The organism is Rhodococcoides corynebacterioides NBRC 14404 (assembly GCF_001894765.1).
GTDB classification, from domain to species: domain Bacteria; phylum Actinomycetota; class Actinomycetes; order Mycobacteriales; family Mycobacteriaceae; genus Rhodococcoides; species Rhodococcoides corynebacterioides.
Map to the genome: position 1 here is coordinate 545,922 of NZ_BCWV01000004.1, position 25,676 is coordinate 571,597.

General features: G+C 70.3%; 23 protein-coding genes and 1 tRNA gene. 8 read left to right on the plus strand and 16 right to left on the minus strand.

Features of this window, described 5'->3' with window-relative positions:
• Window positions 1-43: 43 nt before the first annotated feature.
• The 3 genes from RC2_RS11840 to RC2_RS11850 are packed head-to-tail and all read right to left on the minus strand — an operon-like array spanning window position 44 to window position 1,518.
• The gene (locus tag RC2_RS11840) at window positions 44-526 is read right to left on the minus strand and encodes a DUF5130 family protein (protein WP_068152381.1); all 483 of its coding nucleotides are present in this window, start codon (window positions 524-526) and stop codon (window positions 44-46) included.
• Window positions 513-788: an aa3-type cytochrome oxidase subunit CtaJ gene (gene ctaJ, locus RC2_RS11845; protein WP_068152365.1), complete on the minus strand. Its 276-nt coding sequence runs from the start codon at window positions 786-788 to the stop codon at window positions 513-515. Before ctaJ ends, RC2_RS11840 begins: the two co-directional genes overlap by 14 nt.
• A gap of 37 nt (window positions 789-825) precedes the next feature.
• Entirely contained in the window at window positions 826-1,518 is a 693-nt protein-coding gene (locus tag RC2_RS11850) for an HNH endonuclease (protein ID WP_082895724.1), read from the minus strand.
• A 226-nt stretch (window positions 1,519-1,744) separates the two neighbouring features.
• On the opposite strand from RC2_RS11850, the gene RC2_RS11855 reads away from it, so the two are divergent.
• Window positions 1,745-2,668 (plus strand): mechanosensitive ion channel family protein, encoded by a 924-nt coding sequence (locus RC2_RS11855; protein WP_068152362.1) that lies wholly within the window; start codon window positions 1,745-1,747, stop codon window positions 2,666-2,668.
• An 11-nt stretch (window positions 2,669-2,679) separates the two neighbouring features.
• Entirely contained in the window at window positions 2,680-3,099 is a 420-nt protein-coding gene (locus RC2_RS11860) for a globin (RefSeq protein ID WP_068152361.1), read from the plus strand.
• A 19-nt stretch (window positions 3,100-3,118) separates the two neighbouring features.
• Here the strand turns inward: RC2_RS11860 and RC2_RS11865 are convergent, their stop codons facing one another.
• The gene (locus RC2_RS11865) at window positions 3,119-3,556 is read right to left on the minus strand and encodes a cupin domain-containing protein (RefSeq protein ID WP_068152359.1); all 438 of its coding nucleotides are present in this window, start codon (window positions 3,554-3,556) and stop codon (window positions 3,119-3,121) included.
• Between the two features lie 142 nt (window positions 3,557-3,698).
• Between RC2_RS11865 and RC2_RS11870 the strand changes: the two genes are divergently transcribed.
• Window positions 3,699-5,321 carry a glycoside hydrolase family 13 protein gene (locus tag RC2_RS11870; protein WP_082895722.1) on the plus strand — a complete coding sequence of 541 codons (1,623 nt, stop codon included), beginning with the start codon at window positions 3,699-3,701 and terminating at the stop codon, window positions 5,319-5,321.
• Window positions 5,322-5,428: 107 nt separating this feature from the next.
• Here the strand turns inward: RC2_RS11870 and RC2_RS11875 are convergent, their stop codons facing one another.
• The 6 genes from RC2_RS11875 to RC2_RS11900 all read right to left on the minus strand — a co-directional run bounded on the left by RC2_RS11875 (window position 5,429) and on the right by RC2_RS11900 (window position 15,924).
• The gene (locus tag RC2_RS11875; RefSeq protein ID WP_068152354.1) at window positions 5,429-6,097 is read right to left on the minus strand and encodes a DUF8010 domain-containing protein; all 669 of its coding nucleotides are present in this window, start codon (window positions 6,095-6,097) and stop codon (window positions 5,429-5,431) included.
• Entirely contained in the window at window positions 6,094-6,552 is a 459-nt protein-coding gene (locus tag RC2_RS11880; RefSeq protein ID WP_068152352.1) for an acyl-CoA thioesterase, read from the minus strand. The genes RC2_RS11875 and RC2_RS11880 overlap by 4 nt, the downstream gene beginning before the upstream one ends.
• Window positions 6,553-6,561: 9 nt before the next feature.
• Window positions 6,562-11,418, minus strand: coding sequence for an NAD-glutamate dehydrogenase (locus tag RC2_RS11885; RefSeq protein ID WP_068152348.1), 4,857 nt, complete (start codon window positions 11,416-11,418; stop codon window positions 6,562-6,564).
• A gap of 214 nt (window positions 11,419-11,632) precedes the next feature.
• Complete coding sequence (gene ettA, locus RC2_RS11890; protein WP_068152345.1) at window positions 11,633-13,312, minus strand: energy-dependent translational throttle protein EttA; 1,680 nt, start codon at window positions 13,310-13,312, stop codon at window positions 11,633-11,635.
• A gap of 119 nt (window positions 13,313-13,431) precedes the next feature.
• On the minus strand, window positions 13,432-13,911 hold the full coding sequence (gene ssb, locus RC2_RS11895; protein WP_068152342.1) for a single-stranded DNA-binding protein: 480 nt from the start codon (window positions 13,909-13,911) through the stop codon (window positions 13,432-13,434).
• Window positions 13,912-14,046: 135 nt separating this feature from the next.
• The gene (locus RC2_RS11900) at window positions 14,047-15,924 is read right to left on the minus strand and encodes an ABC transporter ATP-binding protein (RefSeq protein ID WP_083529681.1); all 1,878 of its coding nucleotides are present in this window, start codon (window positions 15,922-15,924) and stop codon (window positions 14,047-14,049) included.
• 100 nt (window positions 15,925-16,024) lie between these two features.
• On the opposite strand from RC2_RS11900, the gene RC2_RS11905 reads away from it, so the two are divergent.
• Window positions 16,025-16,462, plus strand: a complete 438-nt coding sequence (locus RC2_RS11905) for a MarR family winged helix-turn-helix transcriptional regulator (protein WP_068150968.1) — start codon at window positions 16,025-16,027, stop codon at window positions 16,460-16,462.
• Between the two features lie 31 nt (window positions 16,463-16,493).
• On the plus strand, window positions 16,494-16,913 hold the full coding sequence (locus RC2_RS11910) for a GtrA family protein (RefSeq protein ID WP_068150962.1): 420 nt from the start codon (window positions 16,494-16,496) through the stop codon (window positions 16,911-16,913).
• Here RC2_RS11910 and RC2_RS11915 read toward each other — a convergent pair.
• Window positions 16,910-18,931, minus strand: a complete 2,022-nt coding sequence (locus RC2_RS11915) for a bifunctional copper resistance protein CopD/cytochrome c oxidase assembly protein (protein WP_068150960.1) — start codon at window positions 18,929-18,931, stop codon at window positions 16,910-16,912. The genes RC2_RS11910 and RC2_RS11915 overlap by 4 nt on opposite strands.
• 112 nt (window positions 18,932-19,043) lie before the next feature.
• Between RC2_RS11915 and RC2_RS11920 the strand changes: the two genes are divergently transcribed.
• Window positions 19,044-19,116, plus strand: a tRNA-Arg gene (locus RC2_RS11920).
• A 114-nt stretch (window positions 19,117-19,230) separates the two neighbouring features.
• Here the strand turns inward: RC2_RS11920 and RC2_RS11925 are convergent.
• Complete coding sequence (locus tag RC2_RS11925) at window positions 19,231-19,863, minus strand: YoaK family protein (RefSeq protein ID WP_169846844.1); 633 nt, start codon at window positions 19,861-19,863, stop codon at window positions 19,231-19,233.
• Window positions 19,864-19,907: 44 nt separating this feature from the next.
• Here RC2_RS11925 and RC2_RS11930 point away from each other — a divergent pair, with 44 nt between their 5' ends.
• Complete coding sequence (locus RC2_RS11930) at window positions 19,908-20,339, plus strand: DUF732 domain-containing protein (protein ID WP_068150953.1); 432 nt, start codon at window positions 19,908-19,910, stop codon at window positions 20,337-20,339.
• Here RC2_RS11930 and RC2_RS11935 read toward each other — a convergent pair.
• The gene (locus RC2_RS11935; RefSeq protein ID WP_082895660.1) at window positions 20,336-21,922 is read right to left on the minus strand and encodes an AMP-binding protein; all 1,587 of its coding nucleotides are present in this window, start codon (window positions 21,920-21,922) and stop codon (window positions 20,336-20,338) included. The genes RC2_RS11930 and RC2_RS11935 overlap by 4 nt on opposite strands.
• A 111-nt stretch (window positions 21,923-22,033) precedes the next feature.
• On the opposite strand from RC2_RS11935, the gene RC2_RS11940 reads away from it, so the two are divergent.
• Entirely contained in the window at window positions 22,034-22,831 is a 798-nt protein-coding gene (locus RC2_RS11940) for a helix-turn-helix transcriptional regulator (RefSeq protein WP_072681406.1), read from the plus strand.
• A 32-nt stretch (window positions 22,832-22,863) separates the two neighbouring features.
• On the opposite strand, the gene RC2_RS11945 is transcribed toward RC2_RS11940, so the two are convergent.
• From RC2_RS11945 to RC2_RS11955, 3 genes are all read right to left on the minus strand, one after another.
• Entirely contained in the window at window positions 22,864-24,060 is a 1,197-nt protein-coding gene (locus RC2_RS11945; RefSeq protein WP_072681408.1) for a winged helix DNA-binding domain-containing protein, read from the minus strand.
• A gap of 147 nt (window positions 24,061-24,207) precedes the next feature.
• Window positions 24,208-24,444, minus strand: a complete 237-nt coding sequence (locus tag RC2_RS11950; protein WP_068152881.1) for a hypothetical protein — start codon at window positions 24,442-24,444, stop codon at window positions 24,208-24,210.
• Between the two features lie 11 nt (window positions 24,445-24,455).
• Entirely contained in the window at window positions 24,456-25,658 is a 1,203-nt protein-coding gene (locus tag RC2_RS11955) for a fatty acid desaturase family protein (protein WP_068152879.1), read from the minus strand.
• Between the last annotated feature and the right edge of the window lie 18 nt (window positions 25,659-25,676).

The window sequence follows — 25,676 nt, forward strand, 5'->3', positions numbered from 1 at the left end:
CGTCACCGATCGGTGACGGGCTCTCGGGCGTTCGGGGGGAGCGTCAGGCGGACGGACCCGCGATCGCCGCGCTCATGACACGCACGGCCGCGACGAGACCGTCGATGAGGTCGCCGTCACGGAACGGGCTCAGCGCGGCGGTGACGCCGAGCTGCGCGATGCGATCGTCGACCCGGTGCGCGATGCCGCGTCCGGACCGGATCTCGATCACTCGCTGGTTGGGCGAGACCGCGATGAGGACGGAGTACTCGGACTCGGGCGCCGCGGCGAGCGCCTGCTCGGCGCCCACGGCGGGATCCGCGCCGAGGTCACCGACGACGATGCTGAACCGGATGCCGGTGGCGCGGGTCGCGTCGATGAGCGTCTCGTCGAGCTGGATCAGCTCGTCGGCCGCGAAGGGCGACAGATCGGGGTTGGGCGTGCCCACCTGGTGCACGCCGGAGACACGTCCACTGGCCGTGACGACGTGGCCGACGGGCAGGTCCTCCTCGTTCACCGCACGATGCGCGAGTTCACCACTTGCCACTTGCCCGGCCTCCGATCAGTGCCTGCGAGCCCGCGGTGAGCTCGGCGTGTCCCGAGTGCGCAGCACCCGCTTGATGTGTGTACGGCGTGACCTCGTCCGTCGCCGTCCACAGCACCGGTGCGTGCGTCCAGGTCTGCCCCAACCGATAGGGAGCCGGACGCGGCGCCGGTGCGCGGGACGTGATCTTCGCGAAGACGTACAACGCGAGGAAGATGGCGAGCGGGATCAGTCCGAAGATCACCGTGGTTTCGAGGATGCTCACGCCGCTCAGCCTAGTGGACGGGCCCGGGGACGTCCGCTCAGGCAGCACCTTCGCCGAGGTAGGGAAGCCACGTCGGATCGAGTTCCTTGATGCCGGCCAGCAGACGCCAGTGCGGTCCCGTCGGCGGTGTGAGGGCCGCGCGCAGGGTCCATCCCAGCTCCGACAGCAATTTGTCCGCTTTGCGGTGATTGCACGGAGCGCAGCAGGCGACGCAGTTCTCCCACGAGTGACCGCCACCGCGGCTGCGCGGTACGACGTGGTCGATGGTCTCGGCCTTGCCGCCGCAGTAGGCGCACCGGAAGCGATCACGGTGCATGAGCGCGGAGCGGGTCATGGGAATGCGCGCCCGATAGGGCACACGTACGTAGGTGCGGAGTCGGATGACCGACGGAACCTGCAGCGCCAGGTCGACGGAGCGGACCAGCGGTCCCTGGTCGTCGTCGTGCACGACGGTGGCCTTCTCGCACACGAGGAGGACGACGGCGCGGCGCATCGGCAGCGCGGTGAGCGGTTCGTAGGTCGCGTTGAGCAGGAGCACGCGGCGGGAGAGCCAGGCAGGAACGGCATCGTCGCCGGCGGGCAGATCGTCCCGGTGGAGCGGGTCGGCGGTCACCGAGCGCAACGCTCGATGACCGGAACTGGTGTGGGCCCCCGACGACGGCGCGGGACGCGCGTCGGTGGGCGACAGTTGTCGATGCTCGGCGAGGGCTGCGGGCCGGTTCTTCGTCATGCCACCTCCAGTACGCACCACACGCGCGACGATTCCCGTCGAGGCGGAGTCGCTGCGCGTCGGTCGGCTCGCGCCGCCGGAGTGCGGCCGACGCCGACACACGTGACGTCCACAACAGTGCATCACGGATCGGCGCAGGACGCACGGCGTTTCGGGGGGCCGCGAACCGTCCGGTGGGTGAATTCTCGGGGCCCCGGGGGCGGGGCCGATCCGTAGACTCTTCGCCGTGTTCTCGACTCTCGCGCTGTCCGAGACCGGCCGTGACTGGCTGGTCGACCGTCCGCTCCAGATCGTGGGCTATCTCGTCCTGGCGTTGGTGCTCCGGTTCGTGCTGCACCGGGCCATCGATCGGGTGACGCTGCGGCGCCCCGGCGACGGGCGCAAGCCCGCGTTGCTCAGACCTCTGCGTGAACGCACGACCACCAAGTTGCAGGCCGACATCGTTCACGAACGGCGCGCGCAGCGCGCGCGCACCATCGGCTCCGTTCTCAAGTCCGGTGTGTCCGTCACCATTCTGATCTGGTTCGTCCTGTCCGCGCTCTCGATCGTCGGCGTCAACGTCGCCCCGTTCATCGCGTCCGCCGGCATCGTCGGCGTGGCGTTGGGCTTCGGCGCGCAGAACCTGGTGCGCGACTTCCTCTCCGGCATCTTCATGCTGCTCGAGGATCAGTACGGCGTCGGCGACATCGTCGATCTCGGCGAAGCCACCGGCACGGTGGAGACCGTGGGGCTGCGCGTCACCACCGTGCGAGACATCTCCGGCACCCTCTGGTACGTCCGCAACGGCGAGGTGTTGCGCGTGGGCAACATGAGCCAGGGACACGCCGTCGCCGTCCTCGACCTGCCCGTGGCGCACACCGCCAACATCGACACCGCGTGCGAGGTGGCGGAGCGGACCGCGACCGAGGCGATCGCGCACGGCGATTTCGACGACGACATCCTCGAGTCTCCCCAGATGCTGGGTGTCGACGCGGTCACCTCCGACACCGTGACCCTGCGCCTGACCGTCAAGGTCCGGCCCGGGCGGCAGTGGGCGGTGCAGCGGCGCCTGCACCGACGGATACTGGAGGCGTTCGACGAGGCCGGGATCGCCGCGCCGTACCCCAACGGGCGTCCGTTCGGCACCGCCACCAGCACCGTGACCACGTGAGGACTCCACCGATGACACCACGCGGCGACACTCCGTCGACGCAGCCCGCGCAGACGTTCTACGACGCCGTCGGCGGCGCCGAGACGTTCCGCGCCCTGACGGCCCGGTTCTACGAGGAGGTCGAACGCGACGAGATCCTGCGGCGGCTCTACCCGGAGGAGGATCTGGGACCGGCGGAGCGCCGCATGCGGATGTTCCTCGAGCAGTACTGGGGTGGCCCGCGCACCTACTCCGACGAGCGAGGCCACCCGCGACTGCGGATGCGGCACAGCCCGTTCGTCATCGGCCCGTTCGAGCGCGATGCCTGGTTGCGCGCCATGCACACGGCGCTCGCGTCGATCGACAGGGCCACGATGGACGACGAGCACCGACAGCAGTTCGTCGACTACATCGAGATGGCGGCGCAGTCGATGGTCAACTCCCCCATCTGACGACCCGCCGCCCGGGCGATCAGCCCGCGAAGCCGCCGGACCGTGCGCCGCCGCCCCGCAGCTTGCGGGCGACGCGCATGGCGAACCAGATCGGACGCGGGATGTGCGGGCGCAGGATGGCGTGCTTGCGCACGTACTGCGGCACGTGCCAGCGCGCCCAGGTGTCGGCGTGGAAGAGCGCCGCGTCGCCCGCGCGGAGGGTGCGCGGCGGCTGACCGGCGGACGTGACGATCACCTCGCCCTCGATGACGTGGATGGTCTCGTCCTGCTCGAAGTACCAGTCGAAGGTGCCGGCCGTGCAGTCCCACACCCAGCTGGACGTGGTGGTGTCGGGGCTGCAGGACCATTGTCCGCTGCGCGCGACGGGGTTGCCCGCGATGATCCACGAGGGATCGATGGGGGCGGCGGTGAGCTCGACGTCGTCGAGGCGGACGGCCTCGAAAACGGGAGTGGTCATGTGCAGTCCTTTACCGTGGCTTGACGATCGCCCTGAAAATACCCTACGAAACCGACTCGTGGTTGCTTTGTCGTCGAGGGGCCGTCACGTGGACGAGTAGCAAGCCCACTCCGCGACGGCATCCGTCCCCGGCACTGGCACTATGACTGCTGTGAACACGCGCGCCAGCAGAGCCATCGCCGCCCGTCGCGGCGGTGCCGGGGCACCCTGGTGGTCCGACGCGGTCTTCTATCAGATCTATCCGCGCTCCTTCGCGGACGCGAACGGGGACGGTGTCGGCGATCTCGCCGGTGTTCGCGAGAAGTTGGGCTATCTCGAACTGCTCGGCATCGACGCTCTGTGGCTGAGTCCGGTGATGCGGTCCCCGATGGTCGATCACGGGTACGACGTGTCCGACCCTCGGGACATCGACCCGCTCTTCGGCACGCTCGACGACATGGACGGGCTGATCACCGATGCGCATGCACGCGGGATCAAGGTGACGATGGATCTGGTGCCGAATCACACCAGCGACGAGCACCCGTGGTTCCGGGCCGCGCTCGAGGCCGGACCCGGCAGCCCCGAGCGCGACCGCTACGTCTTCCGCGACGGGCGCGGGGACGGCTCCGAACCGCCGAACAACTGGCCCAGCATCTTCGGCGGCCCGGCGTGGCACCGCGTCACCGAGGCCGACGGCACACCCGGGCAGTGGTACCTGCACATCTTCGCGCCGGAACAGCCGGACCTGAACTGGCACAACGACGAGGTGCGCGCCGACCTCGAGGCCACGCTCCGGTTCTGGCTCGACCGCGGCGTCGACGGCTTCCGCATCGACGTCGCACACGGCATGGCCAAGCCGGCCGATCTGCCGGACATGGACCTCACCACCAACGAGCTGATGCGCAACGCCGACGGCGACCCGCGGTTCGACCAGGACGGCGTCCACGAGATCCACCGGGCCATCCGCCGGGTCGTCGACGAGTACGACGCCATGACGGTCGGTGAGGTCTGGGTGCGCGACAACGAGCGCTTCGCCCGCTACCTCCGTCCCGACGAGCTCACGCTCGGGTTCAACTTCCGGCTCGCCGAGGCCGCGTTCGACGCCGACGAGGTCAAGGACGCCGTCGACAATTCCCTCGCCGCGGTGGCGCTCGCCGAAACCGAGGATGCGCTCGGTGTCCCCACGTGGACCCTGTCGAACCACGACATCGACCGGGAGGTCACGCGGTACGGCGGGGGCGACCTCGGGACCCGCCGGGCCCGCGCGATGGCCCTGGTCACCCTCGGACTGCCGGGGGTGGTGTTCCTCTACAACGGCGCCGAGCTCGGCCTGCCCAGCGCCGACGTGCCCGACGATGCCCGGCAGGACCCGGCGTGGTTCCGGTCCGACGGTGCCGAGAAGGGTCGCGACGGATGCCGGGTCCCCCTCCCCTGGGAAGGCGACACGCCGCCGTTCGGCTTCGGCACCGGCGAACCGTGGTTGCCGATGCCCGCGGACTGGGCCGCCCTGACCGTCGAGGCCCAGCTCGAGGACACCGACTCGATGCTGAATTTCCACCGGACGGCCCTCGAACTGCGGGCCACCCGGCCGGAGTTCGCGCACGCCGGACTCGACTGGTACGGCAGCCCGCCGGGATGCCTGGCCTTCCGGCGACGCGGCGGACTCGTCTGCGCCCTGAACACCACGTCCGAGCCCGTCCCGCTGCCGCCGGGGTCGGTGTTGCTGTCCTCGACCCCCGTCGTCGACGGGATGCTGGCAGGCGACTCCGCCGCCTGGCTGGTCTGATCCCACCCCGCGCTGTGCCGGGGGAATCTGCACGGGTTCCGGTCAGATGCTCAGGGTGCAACCGGTGAAGGTGACCACAATCTGCGCAGGACCGCACCCGAGGACCGTCAGCGCCCCGGCGTCACCATCAGCGGTATCGACGCACCCCGCGCGCGGACGACGGAGCCGTAGCGGGCGTCGAGGCGCACCCATGACCGGTGCAGCCGCACTCGAACCCGGTCGTCCGCGTCCTCACCGGGGACGAACTTCATGGCATTGAGCGCGAACACCATCCGCATGGGGATGTCCACGGACTCGTCGGCGGAGCGGGCCGTCAGCACCGTCTGATCGAGCAGCGAGGTCGGCGGGCCGTGCTCCCCACCGTGTTCCCGAGCGAGGGCGACGCCGCGCTCCGCGAGATCGACGAGAACGGGCCCGGGGACGTCCTCGACGTGAACGAAACCGGCGCCGCTGTCACCCGGAACCGGACCGCGCCAGGCGGAATCCATCGCGAAGCCGGGGTCGAACGGTGCCGATCCTGCGCCGGCGAGCAGCGCACGCAACCCGTCGGCGGCGACCGTCACGTCGGCCGGGTGCACGGAGCCGCGGACCGCGCGGCTGGCCAGGACGTCGAACCCGGTCTCGCACCAGGCGACGACGTGATCGGGCGCCCGTCGCCGCAGCCGGACCACGGCGGCCGCGTCGAGACGCGTGACGTGGCCGAGAAAGGTGGACAGGTCGCTCCGGTCCGACGGCGCCGGGAGGGTCAGGGACCGTTCGGCGAGAGCGCCCGTCACGGGCGACCGGTCGAGTCCGACCGCGTCCAGCGCGCGAGGTACTCCCGCTCGGCGGGCGCGAGTCTGCGCAGTCGCTGGGTCTCGATGTCGAACACGGCGATCTGCGTCGAGGCGACGATGGACGGCGGAGTGGACATGGCGGCCCCGTGCGGGCGCACCTCGTACCCGACGGTGAAGTCCACCGCGCGCAGCTGCTGCGTCCACATCACCACGTCGAGCGGGGAGTCCTCGTGGCGCAGCTGACCGCGGTAGCGCACGTGCAGATCGGTGATCACGGCACTGTTGCGCAGGGTCGCGGTGGGTACGCCGTCGGCCATCAGCCACGGAATGCGCGCCTCTTCGAGCAGCGTCACCATTCGGGCGTGGTTGACGTGCCGATAGGCGTCCATGTCGGACCACCGCACCTCGACGGGGCAATGGAATCCGACGGGCTCGGCAGCAGCGTGATCGGTCACCCGGACAACCTAGCGGGTCCCGGCGCCCGTGCTCGCGGCCCGAACCATGCTGCGGATCTGCCGCGCCGCGACCGACAGGGTGGCGAGATCCACGGTTCCCGATTCGCCGATCTCCCGCAGCGCCGTCCGCGCCCGGCCGAGCCGGGAGGCGTTGGTGGACTCCCAGTCGGCGATCATCTCCTGCGGAGTCTCCCCCGGCGCGCCGCCGTCGACGACGTCCAGCGTGAGTGCCCGCAACGACGAGTAGAGATCGTCGCGCAGCGCGAGACGAGCGAGGGAGTGCCAGCGATCGCCGCGTTCCAGCGTCGACACGGCGCCGAGCAGCCAGTCGATGCCGAGGTGCTCGCTGAGGGCGTAGTAGACCTTCGCGATCTCCACCTCGTCGGCGCCGCCGATGTCGGCGACCTCGACGACGTCGAGGAGGCAGAACACGTCGAGCAGCCGGAACACGCGGTGCGCCAACTCCTCCGGCGCACCGAGGTCGATCGCGCGCGTCGATCGAGCGAGGCCCGCGTCCGCCAGCCGTCCGTCCAACCACTCCGACAACCGCGGGGCCATCGACTGCACCTTGCGGGCGAAGCGGGTGATCTCGGCGCCGACGGCGATCGGTTGCGGCCGGTTGCTCAGCAACCATCGCGACCCGCGATCGAGCAGGCGACGCGTCTCCAGCACGAGGGCGTCGGAGGCCGCGGTGGGCATCTCGGTCCGCGCGATCTCGTCCCACAGGTCGTGGAGGCCGAAGACGGCAGTCGTCGCGGAGTAGGCGCGCACCGCGTCCGTGCTGCCGACGCCGGAATCCTCCGCGAGGCGGTAGGCGTAGGTGAGGCCGGCGTGGTCGACGGTGTCGTTGACGATGCGGGTGGCCACCAGCTCCCGGCGAAGCGGATGCGTGTGGATCGCTCCGGCGAAGCGCTCGCGCAGGGGCTCCGGGAAGTAGCCGACGAGGAGCGGCGCGAAGACGTCGGCGTCCGGCAGCTCGGTCGCCAGCAGGTCCTCCTTCACCGCGAGCTTGACGTGCGCGAGCAGGGTCGACAGTTCCGGGGACGTGAGTCCGAGTCCCTGCTGCAGGCGACGGTCGATCTCACCCGTCGTCGGGAGGGCATCGAGTTCGCGGTCGATGCGGCCGTCCCGCTCCAGCTCCGAGATCTGGCGCGCGTGCACCCCGAGGAGTTCGGGCGCGTGCGAGCGGGAGACACCGAGGACCTCGTTCTGGGCCACGTTGTCGGCGAGCACCAGAGCACCCACCTCGTCCGTCATGGACGACAACAGGTCGGTGCGCTCGTCGCTGCTCAGATCACCGGACGTGACCGCGGAGTCGAGCAGGATCTTGATGTTCACCTCGTGGTCCGAGCAGTCGACCCCGGCGGAGTTGTCCACCGCGTCGGTGTTGATCTGGCCGCCCGCTGCCGCGTACTCGATCCGACCGAGGGCGGTGACCCCGAGGTTGCCGCCCTCGCCGACCACCTTCGCGCGCACGTCGGCGCCGTTCACGCGCACCGCGTCGTTGGCCTTGTCCCCCACGTCCGCGTGGGATTCCGTGCGCGCCTTGATGTACGTGCCGATCCCGCCGTTCCAGAACAGGTCGACCGGTGCGCGCAGGATCGCCCGCATGAGGTCGGGTGGGGACAGCGCCGTCACGTCGTCGTTCAGGCCGAGCGCCGCGCGGATCTCGGGGCCGATCGGCACCGACTTGACCGTGCGATCGAACACGCCGCCGCCGGCGCTGATCAGGTCGGTGTCGTAATCCCGCCACGACGAGCGCGGAAGCTCGAACAGTCGCCGACGCTCCGCGAACGACGCAGCGGGGTCGGGATCGGGATCGAGGAAGACGTGGCGGTGGTCGAACGCCGCGACGATGCGAAGTCGGTCGCTGAGCAGCATGCCGTTGCCGAAGACGTCGCCGCTCATGTCGCCGATGCCGACGACGGTGATCGGGTCCCGTTGGGTGTCGACGCCGAGTTCGCGGAAATGCCGCTTGACGCTCTCCCACGCACCCTTGGCCGTGATGCCCATGGCCTTGTGGTCGTAGCCCACCGATCCACCGGACGCGAAGGCATCGCCGAGCCAGAAGCCGTACTCGGCGGACACCTCGTTGGCCAGGTCGGAGAAGGTGGCGGTGCCCTTGTCGGCGGCCACCACCAGGTAGGTGTCGTCGTCGTCCCGACGCACGACGCGCTCCGGCGGCACCGTCGCGCGGGTCTCCGGATCGAGGTTGTCGGTGACGTCGAGCAGGCCCGCGATGAACATGCGGTAGCACGCCCGGCCCTCGGTCTGCGTCGCCTGCCGGTCCTCGGCCGGGTCGCCGGTGGCGGCCGGGGGACGCTTGACGACGAAGCCACCCTTGGCGCCGACGGGCACGATCACGGCGTTCTTGACGGCCTGCGCCTTCACCAGGCCCAGGACCTCGGTGCGGAAGTCGTCCCGGCGGTCCGACCAGCGGAGCCCGCCGCGGGCGACGGCGCCGAAGCGCAGGTGCACGCCCTCCACTCGCGGCGAGTAGACGAAGATCTCGAACCGCGGACGCGGTTGGGGCAGTACGTCGACCGCTCGCGGATCGAACTTCAGCGACAGGAACGGCCGCGTCGTCCCGTCGGCGCCCCGGACGAAGTGGTTGGTTCGCAGCGTGGCACGAATCAGCCCCAGCAGGGACCGCAGTACCCGGTCGGCCTCGAGACCGACCACCTCGTCGATGAGTTCCGTCAGCGTGTCGGCGATCTCGGCCGCGCGCTCGTCGGAGGCCGTCGCCCCGCCGGTCCGGTCGGGGTCGAACTGGGCGTCGAACAGATCGGCCAGCAGGCGCGCGGCGCGCGGGTCGGCCAGCAGCACGCCCTCGACGGTGTACTGACTGTAGGGAAAACCGGCTTGCCGCAGATACTTCGCGTACGCACGGAGCACCACGGCGCGACGCCAGTCCAACCCCGCCCGCAGGACCAGCTCGTTGAAGCGATCGGCCTCGGCCCGGCCGGACCAGACGGCGTGGAAGGCTTCGGTGAATCGGGCACCGAGTTCGGCGGGGTCGACGTCCCCGAGCACTTCGGGTTCGGCGGCGAGTCCGAAATCGTAGATCCAGCACCGCACCCCGTCGGGGCGGACCACGGCGTAGGGACGTTCGTCGACCACCTCGACACCGAGGCTCTGCAGAACCGGAAGCACCTGCGACAGTGACACTTCCGTTCCCGAGACGTAGAGCGAGAAGCGCCAACGGCCACGCTCGGAGTTCTCCGGGCGGTACAGGCACATGTCGATCGCGTCGCCGCTCAGCGAGTTCACGCGGGCGATGTCGCTGAGCGCGCGGGCCACGCCGAAGTCCTGCTTGTAGGCCTCGGACAGCGCGGCGGCGTAGCGCGCCGCCATGTCGGGCGACACCCGAGACGTCGTCGCCGCCGCGGTGCGCAGCGCGTCGTCCCAGCTGCGCGTGGCCTCGGCGATGAGACCGCGGATGCGCTCGGCGTTGTCCTCGGACACGTCGACCGCGTCTGCGGACTGACCGGTGAAGCGCACCGTGAAGTGCACCAGCGCGAGCGGGCTGTCCGTCACCCGCGCCTCGTACTCGATTCCCGTTCCGCCCAACTCCTGCACCAGGATTCGCTGCGTCTCGAGCCGCACCCGGGTGGTGTAGCTGTCCCGCGGCAGGTACACGAGCGCGGAGACGAAGCGCCCGTACCCGTCGCGGCGCAGGAACACCAGCACGTCCCGGCGCAGCCCGCTCCGCTCCACCGCGGTGGCCACCCGGTACAGGGATCGCGCGTCGGCGGAGAAGAGCTCCACCCGCGGCACCGCCTGGATGGACTCGAGCATCACCTGGCCCGACCAGGAGGTCAGGGTGTGGCCGGCGCGTTCGATGACCGACCGCACCCGGTCTCCCACCACCGGGATGTCGAGTGCGTTGCCGTACAGAGCGCTGATGGTGAACAGACCGACGAATCGGTGCTCCCCCACCGTGTTTCCCTCGTCGTCGAGATCGTGGACGCCGACGAAATAGGGATGCACGGTGCGATGCACCGACGTCGAACCCGACGCCTGCGTCAGCACCAGCAGGTCCTCGCGGGCGACCACCCGGTCGGTCGGCAGATCGAAGTCGCCGACCCGCCCGGACCCGTCGGGGTCACCGGACCCGTCGGCGCGCAGGATGCCCAGCGCGCTGCCGTCGATCGCGGTGAGACCGCCGTCCCCCGTGGTGGACGTCGCGGTCGCGGCGTAGCGACAGCTGCCGAGCAGTCGGAAATTGCCCTCGGAGAGCCACCGCAGCAGTCGCGCCGCCCCCACTCGCGCCTCGGGACCCACGGCCCCGTCGCTGCGCTCCCGTTCGAGGCCCGCCGCCAGATCGAGCAGCCGGGTGCGCATCTCCGCGCTGTCGTCGGCGACGCGGCGCACGTCGCGCAGGACGGCGATCAGGGCGTCCTCGAGCGCGTCGAACGTCTCCGGCGACGCCGCGGGGTGGAGCACGACGTGGATCCACGACTCGAGCAACTCGCCGTCACTCGCCGCATGGTCGGCCTCGTCGGTGGGTGTCGCCGACCCGAGTACGCGGCGCAACCGGCCGTCGTCGTCCCGGTCGACACGGAGGATGGGGTGGACGACGTCCATCACGGCGATCCCGACACCGCTCAGCCACGCGGTGACCGATTCGACGAGCATCGGCATGTCGTCGGTGACGATCTGGAGGGCCAGCCCGACGCGGCTGTCCGTGCCGCGGCGCAACGCCAGGACCGGAGTTCCGGGACGACGCGACGACGCGAGCTCGGTGTGGAGCCGCACGATCTCCGCGGGGTCGACGTCGCTCGTTCGGCCGAGCTCGCCCGGGTCGACGTCACCGAAGTAGGCGGCCTGCACCTGCTCCGTCGTCAGGGCGTCCGATTCCGCCATGTGCGTTCCACCTTCCGACCCGCATCGCGACACCGCGACGAGGGGGGCGGTGTGGCTCGACCCTAACGGTGTCGGCCGGTCGCGAGGGGCGCGGGTGGGCGGCGATTCGGAGGCAATCCGGTTACCGGCCAGTACATTCGGGGCGGTTCACGAACGACGACGGCGCCGACGGAGCGAACTCCGTCGGCGCCGGCCGGTCGTGCGGGGGGGTGCGTCAGTCGCGGGTGAGCTTGCGATGCGTGACGCGGTGCGGACGGGCGGCGTCGGGACCGAGCCGCTCGACCTTGTTGGCCTCGTAGCCCTCGAAGTTGCCCTCGTACCAGTACCAGGCAGCCTCGTTGTCGCCGAAGCCGCCTTCCCACGCCAGGATGTGCGTGCAGGTCCGGTCGAGGAACCAGCGGTCGTGCGAGATGACCACGGCGCAGCCCGGGAATTCCTGCAGGGCGTTCTCCAGCGAACCCAGCGTCTCGACGTCGAGGTCGTTGGTGGGCTCGTCGAGCAGGATCAGGTTGCCGCCCTGCTTGAGCGTCATCGCCAGGTTGAGCCGGTTGCGCTCACCACCGGAGAGAACGCCGGCCGCCTTCTGCTGATCGTGGCCCTTGAACCCGAACGAGCTGATGTAGGCGCGGGACGGGAACTCCTGCGTGCCGACGGTGATGAAGTCGAGCCCGTCGGACACCGTCTCCCAGACCGACTTGGCGGGATCGATGCCGGCGCGGTTCTGGTCGACGTAGCTGAGCTTGACCGTCTGGCCGATCTTGACCTCGCCGCTGTCCGGCTGCTCGAGGCCGACGATGGTCTTGAACAGCGTCGACTTGCCGACACCGTTGGGGCCGATGACGCCGACGATGCCGTTGCGCGGCAACGTGAAGGACAGATCCTTGATGAGGATGCGGCCGTCGAAGCCCTTGTCCAGGTGCGAGACCTCGACCACTACGTCGCCGAGACGCGGCGGGTTGGGGATCTGGATCTCGTCGAAGTCGAGCTTGCGCGTCTTGTCGGCCTCGGCCGCCATCTCGTCGTACCGGTCGAGGCGGGCCTTGTTCTTGGCCTGACGGGCCTTGGCGCCGGAGCGGACCCAGGCGAGCTCGTCCTTGAGCCGCTTCTGCAGCTTCTGGTCCTTCTTGCCCTGGACCTCGAGACGCTCGGCCTTCTTCTCCAGGTACGTCGAGTAGTTGCCCTCGTAGGGGTAGAGGCGACCGCGGTCGACCTCGCAGATCCACTGGGCGACGTGGTCGAGGAAGTACCGGTCGTGGGTGACCGCCAGGATGGCGCCCTGGTAGGCGGCGAGGTGCTGCTCGAGCCACAGCACCGATTCCGCGTCGAGGTGGTTGGTGGGCTCGTCGAGCAGCAGCAGGTCGGGCTTGCTCAGCAGCAGCCGGCACAGCGCGACGCGGCGCTTCTCACCTCCGGAGAGGTGCACCACGCTCTCCTCGGGCGGCGGGCAGCGCAGCGCGTCCATGGCCTGCTCGAGCTGCGAGTCGATCTCCCACGCGTCGGCGTGATCGAGCTTCTCCTGCAGCTCGCCCATCTCCTCCATCAACTCGTCGGAGTAGTCGGTGGCCATGAGCTCGGCGATCTCGTTGTAGCGCTTGAGCTGCACCATGGTGTCGCCCAGGCCGTCCTCGACGTTCTCGCGGACCGTCTTGGTCTCGTCGAGCTCCGGCTCCTGCATCAGGATGCCGACGGACGCGCCCTGGGCGAGGAAGGCCTCGCCGTTGCCGGGCTGGTCGATGCCCGCCATGATCTTGAGGATCGAGGACTTGCCGGCGCCGTTGGGGCCGACCACACCGATCTTCGCTCCCGGGTAGAAGCTCATGGTCACGTCGTCGAGAATGACCTTGTCGCCGTGCGCCTTGCGCACCTTCTTCATGGTGTAGATGAATTCCGCCACGGGTTCCTCTCGAAGTGGTCAGATGCGATCGGAGTCTACCGGGACGGCCGTCGCCGCCATAACCGCCGGAGCGGGGTGCCGATCGCCGGCCAGGGGCCCGCGCGACCGGCACCCGCGCCCTAGCCGACCGGCGTCGGAACGGAGTCCCGATGCTCCTCCGCCTCCTCCTCGGCGAGGTCCGGCGGGCCGTCCACCCGATCGGGTTCGACCGGATCGGAGTCGGCCGGCGCGGCGTCGCGGCGCGGTCGCTGCAGTGTGGTCTGGCAGCGCGAGAGGTCCGGCCCGACAGCCGTCGCGGTGATCTCGAGTCCGGACCGACCCACCCCCTCCTTGGTGGTGTACTCGCTGGTGCGGGCGCGGCCGTAGACGATCACCGGGTCGCCCTTCATGAGCGAGGCCCCCACGCCCGCGACCAGCCGACGCCAGCAGGACACCGACGCGTAGAGCGTGTCCCCGTCGATCCAGTCCCCCGTCGCGCGGTCCTGTCGGCGCGAGTTGCTGGCCACGCGGAACCCGAGCACCTCGTCCCCGGATTGCGTGGTCCGCTTGATCGGATCGGTGATGACGGTGCCCACCACCGTCGTCCAGACGTCGTTCATCTCTCCCCCTCCCGTCCGGCGGTGATGCCGGTACGTCGCCGAGGATGCCGCCGCGGGGCGACGAACGGGGTGCGCCGGACCCTGCCCTGTGGACGGTGATCAACAGGGCACGGCGAGGGGTTGACAGAGGTGGTCTCAGCCCACCGGGACGGCGTCCGGTTCGAGGTCGGGCGCGGCGAGCAACGCAGCATAGGCCCCGTCGGCCGCCACCAGCTCGTCGTGCGTGCCCTGCTCGAGAATCCGACCGTGGTCGAGGACGACGATGCGGTCCGCGTGCCGCACGGTGGAGAGCCGGTGCGCGACGACGATGCGGGTACGTCCCCGGCCGAGCTCGTCCATGGCCGTCGCGACCGCGCGCTCGGTGGCGGTGTCGAGGGCACTGGTGGCCTCGTCGAGCACGAGGATCGGGGGGTCGCGCAGCACCGTGCGGGCGATGGCCAGCCGCTGCTTCTCCCCGCCGGAGAAGCGGTACCCGCGTTCGCCGACCAGCGTGTCGTAGCCGTCGGGCAGAGCGAGCACGAACTCGTGGATCTGCGCGACGCGGGCGGCGTTCTCGATCTCCTCGTCGGTGGCCGACGGTCTCGCGAAGCGCAGGTTCTCCCGGATGGTGTCGTGGAACAGATACGTCTCCTGCGACACCACGCCCACCAGGTCGGCGACGGTCGTGAGCGGGAGCGATCGGAGGTCCACACCGTCGATCTCGACGCTGCCGGACTCCGGATCGTGCAGGCGGGCGGCGAGGTAGCCCAGGGTGGTCTTGCCGGCGCCCGTGGCGCCGACCACTGCGAGCGTGCTGCCGGCGGGGACGGTGAGGTCGATGTTCTCCAGCGTCGGCGAGCTCGACCCCGGATAGCGGAAGCTCACGTCGCGGAAGCGCACGTCACCGCGCGCCCGACGAGGGTCCACCTCGATCGGTGCGGCGGGCTCGTCGATGTCGACCGGCAGGTCCAGGTACTCGAAGACGCGGCCGAACAGGGCGAGTGAACTCTGCACCTCCACCCCGGTGTTGAGGAGCGACATCGTCGGTCGGAACAGTTGGGTCTGCAGGGTGGTGAACGCGACGAGGGTGCCGACGGTGATGGTGTTGCCGTGACCGATGCTCACGCCGGCGAACCAGTAGACCAGCGCGGGCATCACCGCGAAGCTGATGGAGATGGTGGCCATCCGCCACTTGCCGGCCATGGTGGAGCGCAGCTCGACGTCGGCAACCTCGGCGGAGCGCGCCGAGAACCGTTCCGTGAGCACGGACCCCGAGCCGGTGGTCTTGCCCAGCAGCACCCCGCTGACCGACAGCGACTCCTCGACCTGGACCGACAGTTCCGAGAGCAGACGCTGACGGACCGAGGAGATGCGACGACGCTCGTCCCCGACCCGGCGCGCGATGCGCACGAACACCGGAAGGATGAGCAGGGAGAACAGCGCCAGCCGCCAGTCGAGCAGGAACAGAGCGACGACCGTGGCGAGCACCGTGGTCGCGTTCTGGGCGATCGACGTGGCGGTGTTGGTGACGACGGACTGCATGCCGCCGATGTCGTTGGCGATGCGGGACTGCACCTCTCCGGTGCGGGTCCGCGCGAAGAAGCCGAGCGACTGCCGCTGCAGGTGCGAGTACACCTGCACCCGGAGCCGGTGCATGAGGGCCTGGCCGATCCCGTTGGACATCCACGTCTGCGCGACGCCGAGACAGTTGGTGACCACGGCGACGGCGATCATGCCCGCGGCGAGGAGTGTGACCAGCGTGGTGTTGCCGTCGGGAATGGCGTGGTCGAGCATCTCGCGCAGCAGCAGCGGCGATGCCAGAGCGACGACGGCGCTCGCGGTGATGACGGCGGTGACGGCGAGGACGCGCCGACGGTAGGGGTGGAAGAGGGCGACGACCCGGCGGAGCTCGGCGGGGTCGGCGCGGAGGGCCGGGGTGGGGGAAGAACCAGCGGGATCGGCGCGGTGCGCCGGGGTGGGGGAAGAACCGGCGGGGTCAGCGCGGAGCGCCGGGGTGGGGGAAGTGGGATGCATGGAACCTCCCGGGTGATCGGTCGGCCTCGTCGAGCGCGGGCCGAATAACAATGAGGTTACCTCACTATGAGGCTGACCGCTACAACGTAGGATGTGGTCCGTGCATTCCTCCGACCGCGATCTCGGCGACCTCACGATCACCGTCGCGCGCGCGCTCCGACGACGCCACCTGGCCGCCCTCGAACCGTTCGGACTCCCGCCCTCGCACGGGCGAGCGCTGAAGGTGCTGGCTCGCAGCGACGGTCCCGTGCGCCCGGGGGATCTCGCCGATCGCCTGCGCATCGCGCCCCGCTCGGTCACCGACGTCGTCGACGCCCTGGCCGAGGCCGGACTCGTCCTGCGCCGTCCCGACGACACCGACCGGCGTGCCGTCCTGGTCGACCTCACCGATGCCGGACGGGACCTCGCCGCGGACGTGGCCCGCGCGCAGCGACGCGCGTCGGCCGGGCTGTTCGACGTGCTCGACGAGGGCGAGCAGCGTGCGCTCGAGGCGCTGCTCGGCCGCCTCGTCGCGGCCGTCGATCCGTCGTGGGGTTAGGTCGGCCCAGAACCGGGAACAAGCCTGTCTCATGAGGGGACGGGTGATCGCCGCCGCGGTGGTGCGGAACGATTCCGTCGTTCCCCAGCTGGTTCGCTTCGCGGCCGTCGGCGCCGTCAGCAACGTGCTGTACGTCGCGGTGTTCGTCCTGATGCAGCCGGAGGGGCGGGTGATCGCGAACGTCGCGGGCGCTGCCGCGTCCACCGTGCTCGCCAACGAACTGCATCGCCGTCTGACGTTCCACGCCGGCGAGCGGGTCCACTGGTTCACCGCGCAGTGGGAGGCGGGCGGGCTGGCGCTGGTCGGCCTCATGGTCTCGACCGCTGCCGTCACCGCACTCGAGGTCGCGGCCCCCGGCACGGGCGCCCTGGCGTCGGCCGTGCTCGTGGTGGCCGTGACGGCCGTCGTCGGCGCGCTGCGCTTCCTCGCCCTGCGGGGCTGGGTCTTCTAACTCCCGTCGCGGTCGCGTCGGGCCAGCTCGGCGAACATCGCGTTGTGAGCGGCCAGGTCGGCGTCGTCGTCGCGGTCCGCGGCACGGTCGGTGCGCACGGCTTCCTTCCGGTCGCTGGCCGACCACTGCACGAGCAGCGCGATCATGACCAGCAGCAGCGGAATCTCACCCGTCGCCCAGGCGATGCCGCCGCCGAGTCGCTGGTCGGCCAGCAGATCCTGGTTCCACGGCAGGCCCAGTCCGCGGAAGAACTGCTCCCCCATCACCGACTCGGTGCTCATCAACGCGACGCCGAAGAAGGCGTGGAACGGCAGGGACCCGAACACCATGGCCAGCTTGGTCACCGGGGACAGCCGCCGCGGCGCCGGATCGACCCCGATCACCACCCAGTAGAAGAGGTAGCCGCTGAGCAGGAAGTGCAGGTTCATGAGCAGGTGGGCGCCGTGCGAGTCCACCGCCGAGTCGTAGATACCGCCCAGGTACAGCGCGTAGAAACCACCGACGAAGATCACGGCGGCCACCAGGGGCTGCGTGAGGAACCGCGACACCGGACTGTGCAGCGCCGCGAGGATCCACTCACGCGGTCCGGGCACACCGGTCTTCCCCGCCGCGGGCAGCACCCGCAGCGCCAGGGTGACTCCGCCGCCGAGCGCGAGCAGCACCGGCGTGAGCATCGAGAGCACCATGTGCGCGCCCATGTGCACGGAGAACATGGCCATGGAGTACCGGCCGATGCCCGACGACGTGGCGACCAGCAGGCTCAGACAGCCCAGGACCCACGCGACGGTGCGGCCCATCGGCCAGGTGTCGCCGCGCCGGGTCAGACGACGCACGCCGATCGGATAGACGACGGCGAGCACGATCGCGGCGGTGCCGAAGATCAGGTCGAAGCGCCAGTCGGTGACGAAGGTGGCGAACGACGGGGGCCGGGTCAGGTCGTAGCCGAGTTCGACCTCGGTGAGGGTGAGCTCCCGTCCGTCGCCCGCGGGCGGCGGGGTGCGTGAGAGTCCCACGGCCAGTCCGACGGTGGCCGCGAACACCAGCATCTCGGCACCGGCGAAGCGGACGAGCGCCGAGCGTGACGACGGGTCGGCGGCGAGGTCCGGCAGCGACCGTCGACGATGGACGTAGCCGAACGTCCCGAGCGCGACGAGTGCCACCACCTTGGCCAGCACCAGGCGACCGTAGGTGGTCTCGATCAGATCGGACGGGGTGATGCGGACGAAGGCGTTGACCACGCCACTCACGCCCATCACCACGAACGCGACCAGCGCGACGGCCGAGAACCGGCGGGCGGCGACATCGGTGTGAGCGCCGCGACGACGAGCGTGCGCGAGCAGAGCGAAGAGTCCGCCGGCCCACAGCGACGCCGCGACGAGGTGGAGGATCAGGCTGTTGGTGGCGACGTCGTGCGACCCGCCGGACGACGAGTGCCCGGTCAGGGCCAACGGCATGAGCGAGGCGAGCCCGATCAGCAGGAGCACCGGCGTCCAGCCCCAGCGGAGCACGCTGCGCGCGGCGACGGTGAGGATCAGGGCGATGATCGCCGTCCACTGCCAGGCTCGCGCCAGTTCCACCTGAGCCAGGCCGGACCACAGATTCGCGGGTTCGAGCGCCTGCCCGAGCGGCTGACCGGACGTGTCCGAGAGGGTGAGCGGCACCAGGACGATCGCGCACGCGGCCCACACGGCGGCGGCGGCGGAGGCCGTGCGCACCGCGCGGTAGCCGTCGACATCGAGCACGCCCGATGTCTGCGGCGGGACGAGGAACGCCGCGAGCAGCAGCGACCCGATCGCGATCACCGCGGCGATCTCCCCGAGCGCCCGCACCGCCGGCAGTCCGTAGGTGGTGACGGGACCCGGATCCGGGATGCCGAGCAGCACCAGGGCCTGCGACGCGGACAGCGCGACGACGAGCGCCGCCACGACCGCCGCGACCAGTCCGGCTCCCGCGGCGACGCCCGACGACCCCGCGCCCCGCTCGGGCGTCGTGACGGGTCGGACCTCGGTGGTTGCCATGCTTCCAGGGTAGAAGCCGATCGGGCCGTATTCGCCGACAGGTTGTAGTAGATGCGCCACACCGGCGGACTCCACCGATGCCGGGGACGCCCCTTGGCTACACTTTCCGTGCGCCTCCGTAGCTCAGGGGATAGAGCAAGGGCCTTCTAATCCCTTGGTCGCAGGTTCGAATCCTGCCGGGGGCACTCCGCGACTCCTGTCCCCCGGGCCGCACCGCCCGTCCCGCTGATCGCCCGTGCGTGCGCGGACGGTGCACCGTCCGTGCACGCAGACAACGCCCGCGGGAACCCCCGCCGCTGTCACTGGCCGGCCCGGTACGTCAGGCCGGCCGCCACGAGTACCACCGCCAGGGCGATCGCCGGCGCCGAGAAACCCAGCAGCCGGTACGCTGCCGCGCCCGCCACGGCACCCAGGGTGAGTGCGGTCCAGAGTGCCAGCGGCTGCAGCCACGTCGCGGTCCCGCGCCCCAGAAGTCGATCGGCCACGCGCAACCCGGCGGTGACGAGCATGCCGGTCATGTAGGTGACGGCGACGGCCCCGCCGCGACGGGCGAACGCGGCGTTCAGCGCGCCCATGCCGGCGGTGAGGACCAGGGCAGACGGCAGAGTGGTGTGCACCAGGAGGTGGACCACCCCGGCGAGGGCCAGCAGCACCGCGACCGTCGCCAACACGACCGAGCGCCGTCGACGGTCCGCGACCGCCCCGACCACTCCCCCGACGATCACGCCGACCACGAACGTCGCCACGATCGACAAGCCGACCGCCACCGCCCCGACGTCGCCCTCGACGAGCATCACCGCGCTGCGCGTCGAGTTGCCGGTGATGAAGGACAGGAAGAAGCCGCCGAGCGCAACGAATCCCACGCCGTCGACGAAGCCGGCCACCGCGGCGAGGCCCGCCACCGTTCGGAATTCGCGCACGTCGTCGATCACGCGGGACATTCCACCATCACCCACCCGGTACCGTCGCTCGGGTGATGCGCCGACTACTCGCCGCCGGGGCGTGCGCGCTGGCGCTCGCCGGATGTGCGCCGGCCGACCCGCCCGCCGAGGCTCCAGCGGCGTCCGACGCGGCACCGGAGACGTCCGCCGACTCGCCCACCACCGAGCCGAGCACCCCTGCCGTCGCAGGTCCCGCGGTCCCCACCGGAGCGGACGCCGTCGCGGCCGACGATCTGTTCGTCGCCGGACTGCGGGCCGGGGCCGTCGAGTTCGCCGACCCCGAGACCATGGTCATCCTGGGCCGCGGCATCTGCGCCGAACTGCAGCAGGGCGCGCCGGTGATCGCCGAGGTGGACGCGGTGACCACCGGCAGCGGCGGCAAGTGGGATCAGGGCGCGGCCGGGGCCATCGTCGGCTCCGCGATCGGGGCGTACTGCCCCGAGTTCCGCGCCCTGCTCCCGAACTAGCGCTTGCGGCGCAACAGGAATCGCTGGATCTTGCCGCTCGGCGTCTTGGGCAGGGCGTCGACGAAGTGCACCGTCCGCGGGTAGGCGTGCGCCGCGAACTTGGTCTTCACCAGCTGCTGCAGCTCGGTCTCCAGCTCGGCCGACCCCTCGGTGCCGGGTGCGAGCACCACGTACGCCTCGACCACCTCGCCGCGGATGTCGTCGGGCTGGCCCACCACGGCCACGTCGATCACCGACGGGTGCTCGACCAGCACGCTCTCGATGTCGAACGGGCCGATGCGGTACCCGGCCATGATGATGACGTCGTCGTTGCGCGCGGAGAAGAAGTAGGAGCCGTCCTCGACCCGTCCCGCGTCACCGGTGAGATACCAGGCGCGGTCCTCGGTGAACCGCTCGGCGGTCTTGTCGGGATCGTCGAGGTAGCCGTCGAACCACATCAGCGGTGAGCCGGCGACGTCGAACGCGATCTGGCCGTCGATCACTCCCGCGGCGAAGCCCGGCAGCGGCGTGCCCATCGATCCCGGGATCACGTCGACACGTACGTCGTCGTGCCATCCGTTGACGATGACCATGCCGTGTTCGGTCTGCCCGTAGTGATCACGCACGGTCACCCCGAGTGCCTTCTCGCCCCAGACGAGGACGTCGGGAGTCAGGGGCTCGCCCGCCGACGACGCCCGGCGCAGCGACAGCCCGCCCACGGACGGATCCTTGCTGAGGCTGCGGTAGACGGTGGGGGCGGCGGCGAAGTTGGTGACCCCGAAGGTGGTCATGACGGCGGACGTCACCGCGGGGGTGAATCCCGCGTGCAGCATCAGGCTGCGCCGACCCATCGCCATCGGCCCGAGAATCGCGTAATACAGCCCGTACGCCCAGCCGGGGTCGGCGGCGTTCCAGAACACGTCGTCCTCGCGCACGTCCAGCCCGTACGTCATGTACGCCACGAACGACGCCAGCGCCCGTGCCGGCACCGGCACACCCTTCGGGCGACCGGTGGTGCCCGAGGTGAAGAGCTGGACGATGATGCCGTCGCCACCCACGGCGACCGACGACGCCAGGGGCTCGTTCTCGGCGACCATCGCGTCGAAACCGGGTCCGGTCTCCACGACGGCGATCCCGTCGATGCCCTCGAGCTTCGGCCGCTGGTCGCTGTCGACGACGACCACGCGCGCTGCCGCGGCCGTCACCCGCATCTCGATCGCGGGCGTCGCGAACGCGGTGAACAGCGGTACGTGCACGGCGCCGAGGCGCCAGATCGCGAGCAGCGCGACGATCAGTTCCTCACGCTTGCTCATCAGGACGCCGACGCGGTCGCCCTCGCCGATGCCCATCGACGCGAGCCCGGTGGCGAACCGCGCGGACTTGTCGGCGAGGTCGCCGAACGTCAGATCGTGGTGGGTGAGGGCGCCGTCGGTGTCGACGTCGACGAACGTGAAGGCGATCGCCGACGGATCGTGGTCGTCGCAGAGCACGGCGGCGACGTTCAGCGACGCGGCGCCGTACGTCGCGACGAGCGCGTCGATGTGGGCCGCGGTGGCGGCGGTTCCGTCGGCGGCGGCCGCGGGGGCCGTGGCAACTCCGTGCACAGTGGTGTCCTTTCACTCGTTCTGTGATTCAGTGTGGTCCACACCACGTGCCGGGCGATACCCTCCGAAGGGGGTGGGTGTCCGACGTGGTTCGGTGAGAAAGACGGAGAGATGATCGCCAGTACGAGTTCGCGCATGGACACCGCTGTCGCCCGGTTGCGGCAGGCCACGGGGGTCTCCCTTGCCTTCGGCGGCACGGTCGGCGCGTCCCGGAAGCTCTCGCTCGCGCACTTCTGCGGCCGGTCGGTCGGCGCTCTCGACGGCGTCGCGCTCGAGCCGGGGCAGGGGCTCGGCGGCCGTGTTCTCCAGATCGGCCGGACGGTGTCGGTCGACGACTACACCACCACCTCCGTCATCAGCCATCGATACGACGCGATCATCGCCGCCGAGGGCCTGCGCGCCATGATCGCGGCGCCCGTCGTGGTGAACGAGCGGCACGTCGGCGTGCTCTACGGCGCGAACCATCGCGTCGGCATCATCGGCGGCCGGGTCCTCGACGCGTTGAGCGACGAGGCTCGCCGCGTCGGCCAGGAACTCGCGGTGGACGAGGAGCGGGCCCGCTCGGACCGGCTGCGTGAGGACATTCGACTGGCGTACGCCAACCTGCGCATGCTCGCGGCGCGGGTGGACGATCCGACCGTGAAAGCCGCCCTCGATCGGGCCGGCGCCGATCTTGCCGGAGCCGTGGTCGGCGGCGTCGAACCCGATACGTCGTGCGTGCTCACGGCACGCGAGCTCGACGTGGTGGCCCTCGTCGCCACCGGCAAATCCAATGCAGCCGTGGCGGAGTCGTTGGGACTGACCGTCGGCACGGTGAAGAGCTACATGAAGTCGATCATGGTCAAGCTCGGTGCCACCACGCGCATGGAGGCCGCCACCTCGGCGCGTCGGGCGGGCCTGCTGCCCTGACTGTCGGTGCAGAAATCCACCGTGCGGGTGGACTACTGCACCGAGGGTGCCGGGCCGGTCCGCAGGTCCTTCTCCAGCGGCGTCGGGAACGACGGCGTCACGGGCGTTCCGACGAGCACGGCGGAGATCCGGACTGCCTCGCGCTCGATCTCCGCGGCTGCCCGCGCGGGAACCTCCTCGACCAGACGGGTAACCACGCCCTCCCCCGGCCGCACCGCCCACCCGCCGACGACGCGGCCGTTCCACCACACGGTGGGGCCCACGTTGCCGAAGGTGTCGAACAGCGCCGGGCGAAGCGCGTCGGGCAGGAACCAGCGCCGGTCCTTCCAGCCCATCGGCGTGGGATCCAGGGCGGGCAGGAGCGCCGCACCTCCGGTGGATTTCTCGATCTCGGTGCCGGACAGCATGATTCCCGGCGCCGAGTCCAGCTCGACCTCGCGGACGTCGAGGGCCGTCACGGCTTTCTGCGTGTGCCCCTTCGACCACCCGGTCCACCACTGCAGGTCGTCGACGGTCGCGGGCCCGAACACCTCGAGCCACCGCCGCGCCACCTCGACCCGCGCCTCGGCCTCGTCGATCTCGGGCAGTCCGTCCGGCCACCAGTAGTCGACCGGCGCCCACGTGTGGTGCCGGGACGACCACGACCCCCGCGGCTGCACCCGCACCATGCGCCCCTCGGCGGACAGCAGGGCGAGCAGCGAGGACGTGACGTTGCGACGCACGTCGTACTTCTTGTCCGTCGTCGGCAGGAAGGCGGTGCGCAATGCCGGTACGGCGGTGGACAACTCGGCGCCGGTGGCCGTTCCGGCCGCGCGCAACGCCGCGTCGACGTCGGCCTCCACCCCGGAGAGCCAGGCCTCGGCGTCGTCGATCACGGGGTCGGTCGGCTTGGTCGACAACTCCTTGAGCAAGCGGGTGCGCAGCGTGCGCGCCACCCCCGCACTCGCCCCCGCCTGCACGACGGGCATGAACGGCTTCTCGACGACGAACAACGTCCGGCGCATGGCGAGAACGCGGACCAGCGTGCGGGCGTCGTACATGGCGGTCGCGATGTCGGCGAGCGTGGCGGTGCGCGACCGGGCGATCACCTGCAACGAGACGCTGGCGGGATCGGTGGCGTGGAGCGCCAGGACGCGGGCGGTCACCTCGTCGGGGGTGAGCGACTCCCCCGTCCCCACCGCATGGCGGGAGATCAGTCGGGCGCGGCGCTGGGCGTCGGTGATTCTCACGAGGACAGTGTCGTGTACGAAGACCCGTGGCGACAGGGATAGTGAACCTTCAGCCCCGGTATCCGGGGCCGGAACGTCACGATCCACCCCCACCCACGACGAACGCCCCACCCCCGAGGATTCGGGGGTGGGGCGTCGTCGATCGGTCTACTTCTCGGCGACCTGCTCGAACTCTCCGTCGATCACCTCGAAGGATCGGTTGTCGCGCTGGGCGCGCCGGGATGCTTCGCGCATCTCGATGCCGTCGGTGACGAGGTCGCCGATCTCTCGGGTGACGTCGCGGACCGCCGTGGCGATGATGACGGCGATCCGGCCGACGTGCATGGCGGCGGACTCGGTCATCTCCTGCACGGTGTCCTTGTTGCGTTCGAACTTGCCGACCACGAAGGTCCTCCTCAGGCTGCGGCCTTCTCGCGCTCGATGATCACACCGGTGACGGTGTCCGGACCGGTGAACCGGTTCGGCAGCGCGAGCTTGAAGATCTTGCCCCACACAGTACCGATCTGGTGGAAGAAGCCGCCGGTGTTGTACGGCAGGCCGTACTCCTCGCACAGCGCCCGGACCTCGGGAGCGATCTGCGGGTACCGGTGTGCGGGCAGATCCGGGAACAGGTGGTGCTCGATCTGGTGCGAGAGGTTGCCGGACAGGATGTGGAACAGCGGGCCGCCCTCGATGTTGGCCGAGCCGAGCATCTGCCGGACGTACCACTGGCCGCGGGTCTCCTGAGCGGTTTCCTCGGCGGTGAACGTCTGCACACCCGTCGGGAAGTGGCCGCAGAAGATGATCGAGTAGGCCCACACGTTGCGCACGATGTTGGCGGTCGCGTTGCCGACGAGCGTCGGGACGAACAGCGGACCGGTCAGCGCCGGGAAGACGATGTAGTCCTTGAGCACCTGGCGGCCGGCCTTGCGCCACCAGCCCTGGACCAGCGGCTTGACGTCGCTCCACTTGCGCTTGCCCTGCACCACGTTCTCGGCTTCGAGATCGTGCAGCATGACGCCCCACTCGAACAGCATCATCAGCAGGAACGCGTACACCGGGTTGCCCAGGTAGTACGGGTTCCACTTCTGGTCCTTGTCCATGCGGAGGATGCCGTACCCGATGTCCCGGTCCATGTCCAGGATGTTGGTGTACGTGTGGTGCATGTAGTTGTGCGAGTGCCGCCACTGGTCGGCGGGGCACGCGGTGTCCCACTCGAACTTCTTGGAGTTCAGGCCCGGCTCACGCATCCAGTCGTACTGGCCGTGCATGACGTTGTGGCCGATCTCCATGTTGTCGAGGATCTTCGACATCGACAGAGCGCCTACGGCCGCGATCCACGCCGGCGGGAAGAAGCCGAGGTACATCAGGCCGCGCCCGGCGACCTCGAATCCCCGCTGCGCCTTGATGATCTTGTAGATGTAGTCGCGATCCTCCTGGCCGAGGTCGGCGACGGTGCGCGCACGCAGGTCGTCGAGCTTGCGGCCGAGTTCCTCGACGGCTTCGTAGGACAGGACGACGGGGCCGTCCGTGCCGGGCCGATCGAGGGCGCTGGACGCCGGCTCCGGCTTCGAGCCGGAGCCGATGAACGGGAGGAAGGACAAGGACAGTCCGAACATGATGCCTCCTGCTGGTGG

Coding starts and splice junctions, on each gene's coding strand:
- RC2_RS11850 (WP_082895724.1), bottom strand. CDS start 1,518: ATGACGAAGAACCGGCCCGCAGCCCTCGCCGAGCATCGACAACTGTCG.
- RC2_RS11860 (WP_068152361.1), top strand. CDS start 2,680: ATGACACCACGCGGCGACACTCCGTCGACGCAGCCCGCGCAGACGTTC.
- RC2_RS11865 (WP_068152359.1), bottom strand. CDS start 3,556: ATGACCACTCCCGTTTTCGAGGCCGTCCGCCTCGACGACGTCGAGCTC.
- RC2_RS11870 (WP_082895722.1), top strand. CDS start 3,699: ATGACTGCTGTGAACACGCGCGCCAGCAGAGCCATCGCCGCCCGTCGC.
- RC2_RS11885 (WP_068152348.1), bottom strand. CDS start 11,418: ATGGCGGAATCGGACGCCCTGACGACGGAGCAGGTGCAGGCCGCCTAC.
- ssb (WP_068152342.1), bottom strand. CDS start 13,911: ATGAACGACGTCTGGACGACGGTGGTGGGCACCGTCATCACCGATCCG.
- RC2_RS11900 (WP_083529681.1), bottom strand. CDS start 15,924: ATGCATCCCACTTCCCCCACCCCGGCGCTCCGCGCTGACCCCGCCGGT.
- RC2_RS11910 (WP_068150962.1), top strand. CDS start 16,494: ATGAGGGGACGGGTGATCGCCGCCGCGGTGGTGCGGAACGATTCCGTC.
- RC2_RS11915 (WP_068150960.1), bottom strand. CDS start 18,931: ATGGCAACCACCGAGGTCCGACCCGTCACGACGCCCGAGCGGGGCGCG.
- RC2_RS11930 (WP_068150953.1), top strand. CDS start 19,908: ATGCGCCGACTACTCGCCGCCGGGGCGTGCGCGCTGGCGCTCGCCGGA.
- RC2_RS11940 (WP_072681406.1), top strand. CDS start 22,034: ATGATCGCCAGTACGAGTTCGCGCATGGACACCGCTGTCGCCCGGTTG.
- RC2_RS11955 (WP_068152879.1), bottom strand. CDS start 25,658: ATGTTCGGACTGTCCTTGTCCTTCCTCCCGTTCATCGGCTCCGGCTCG.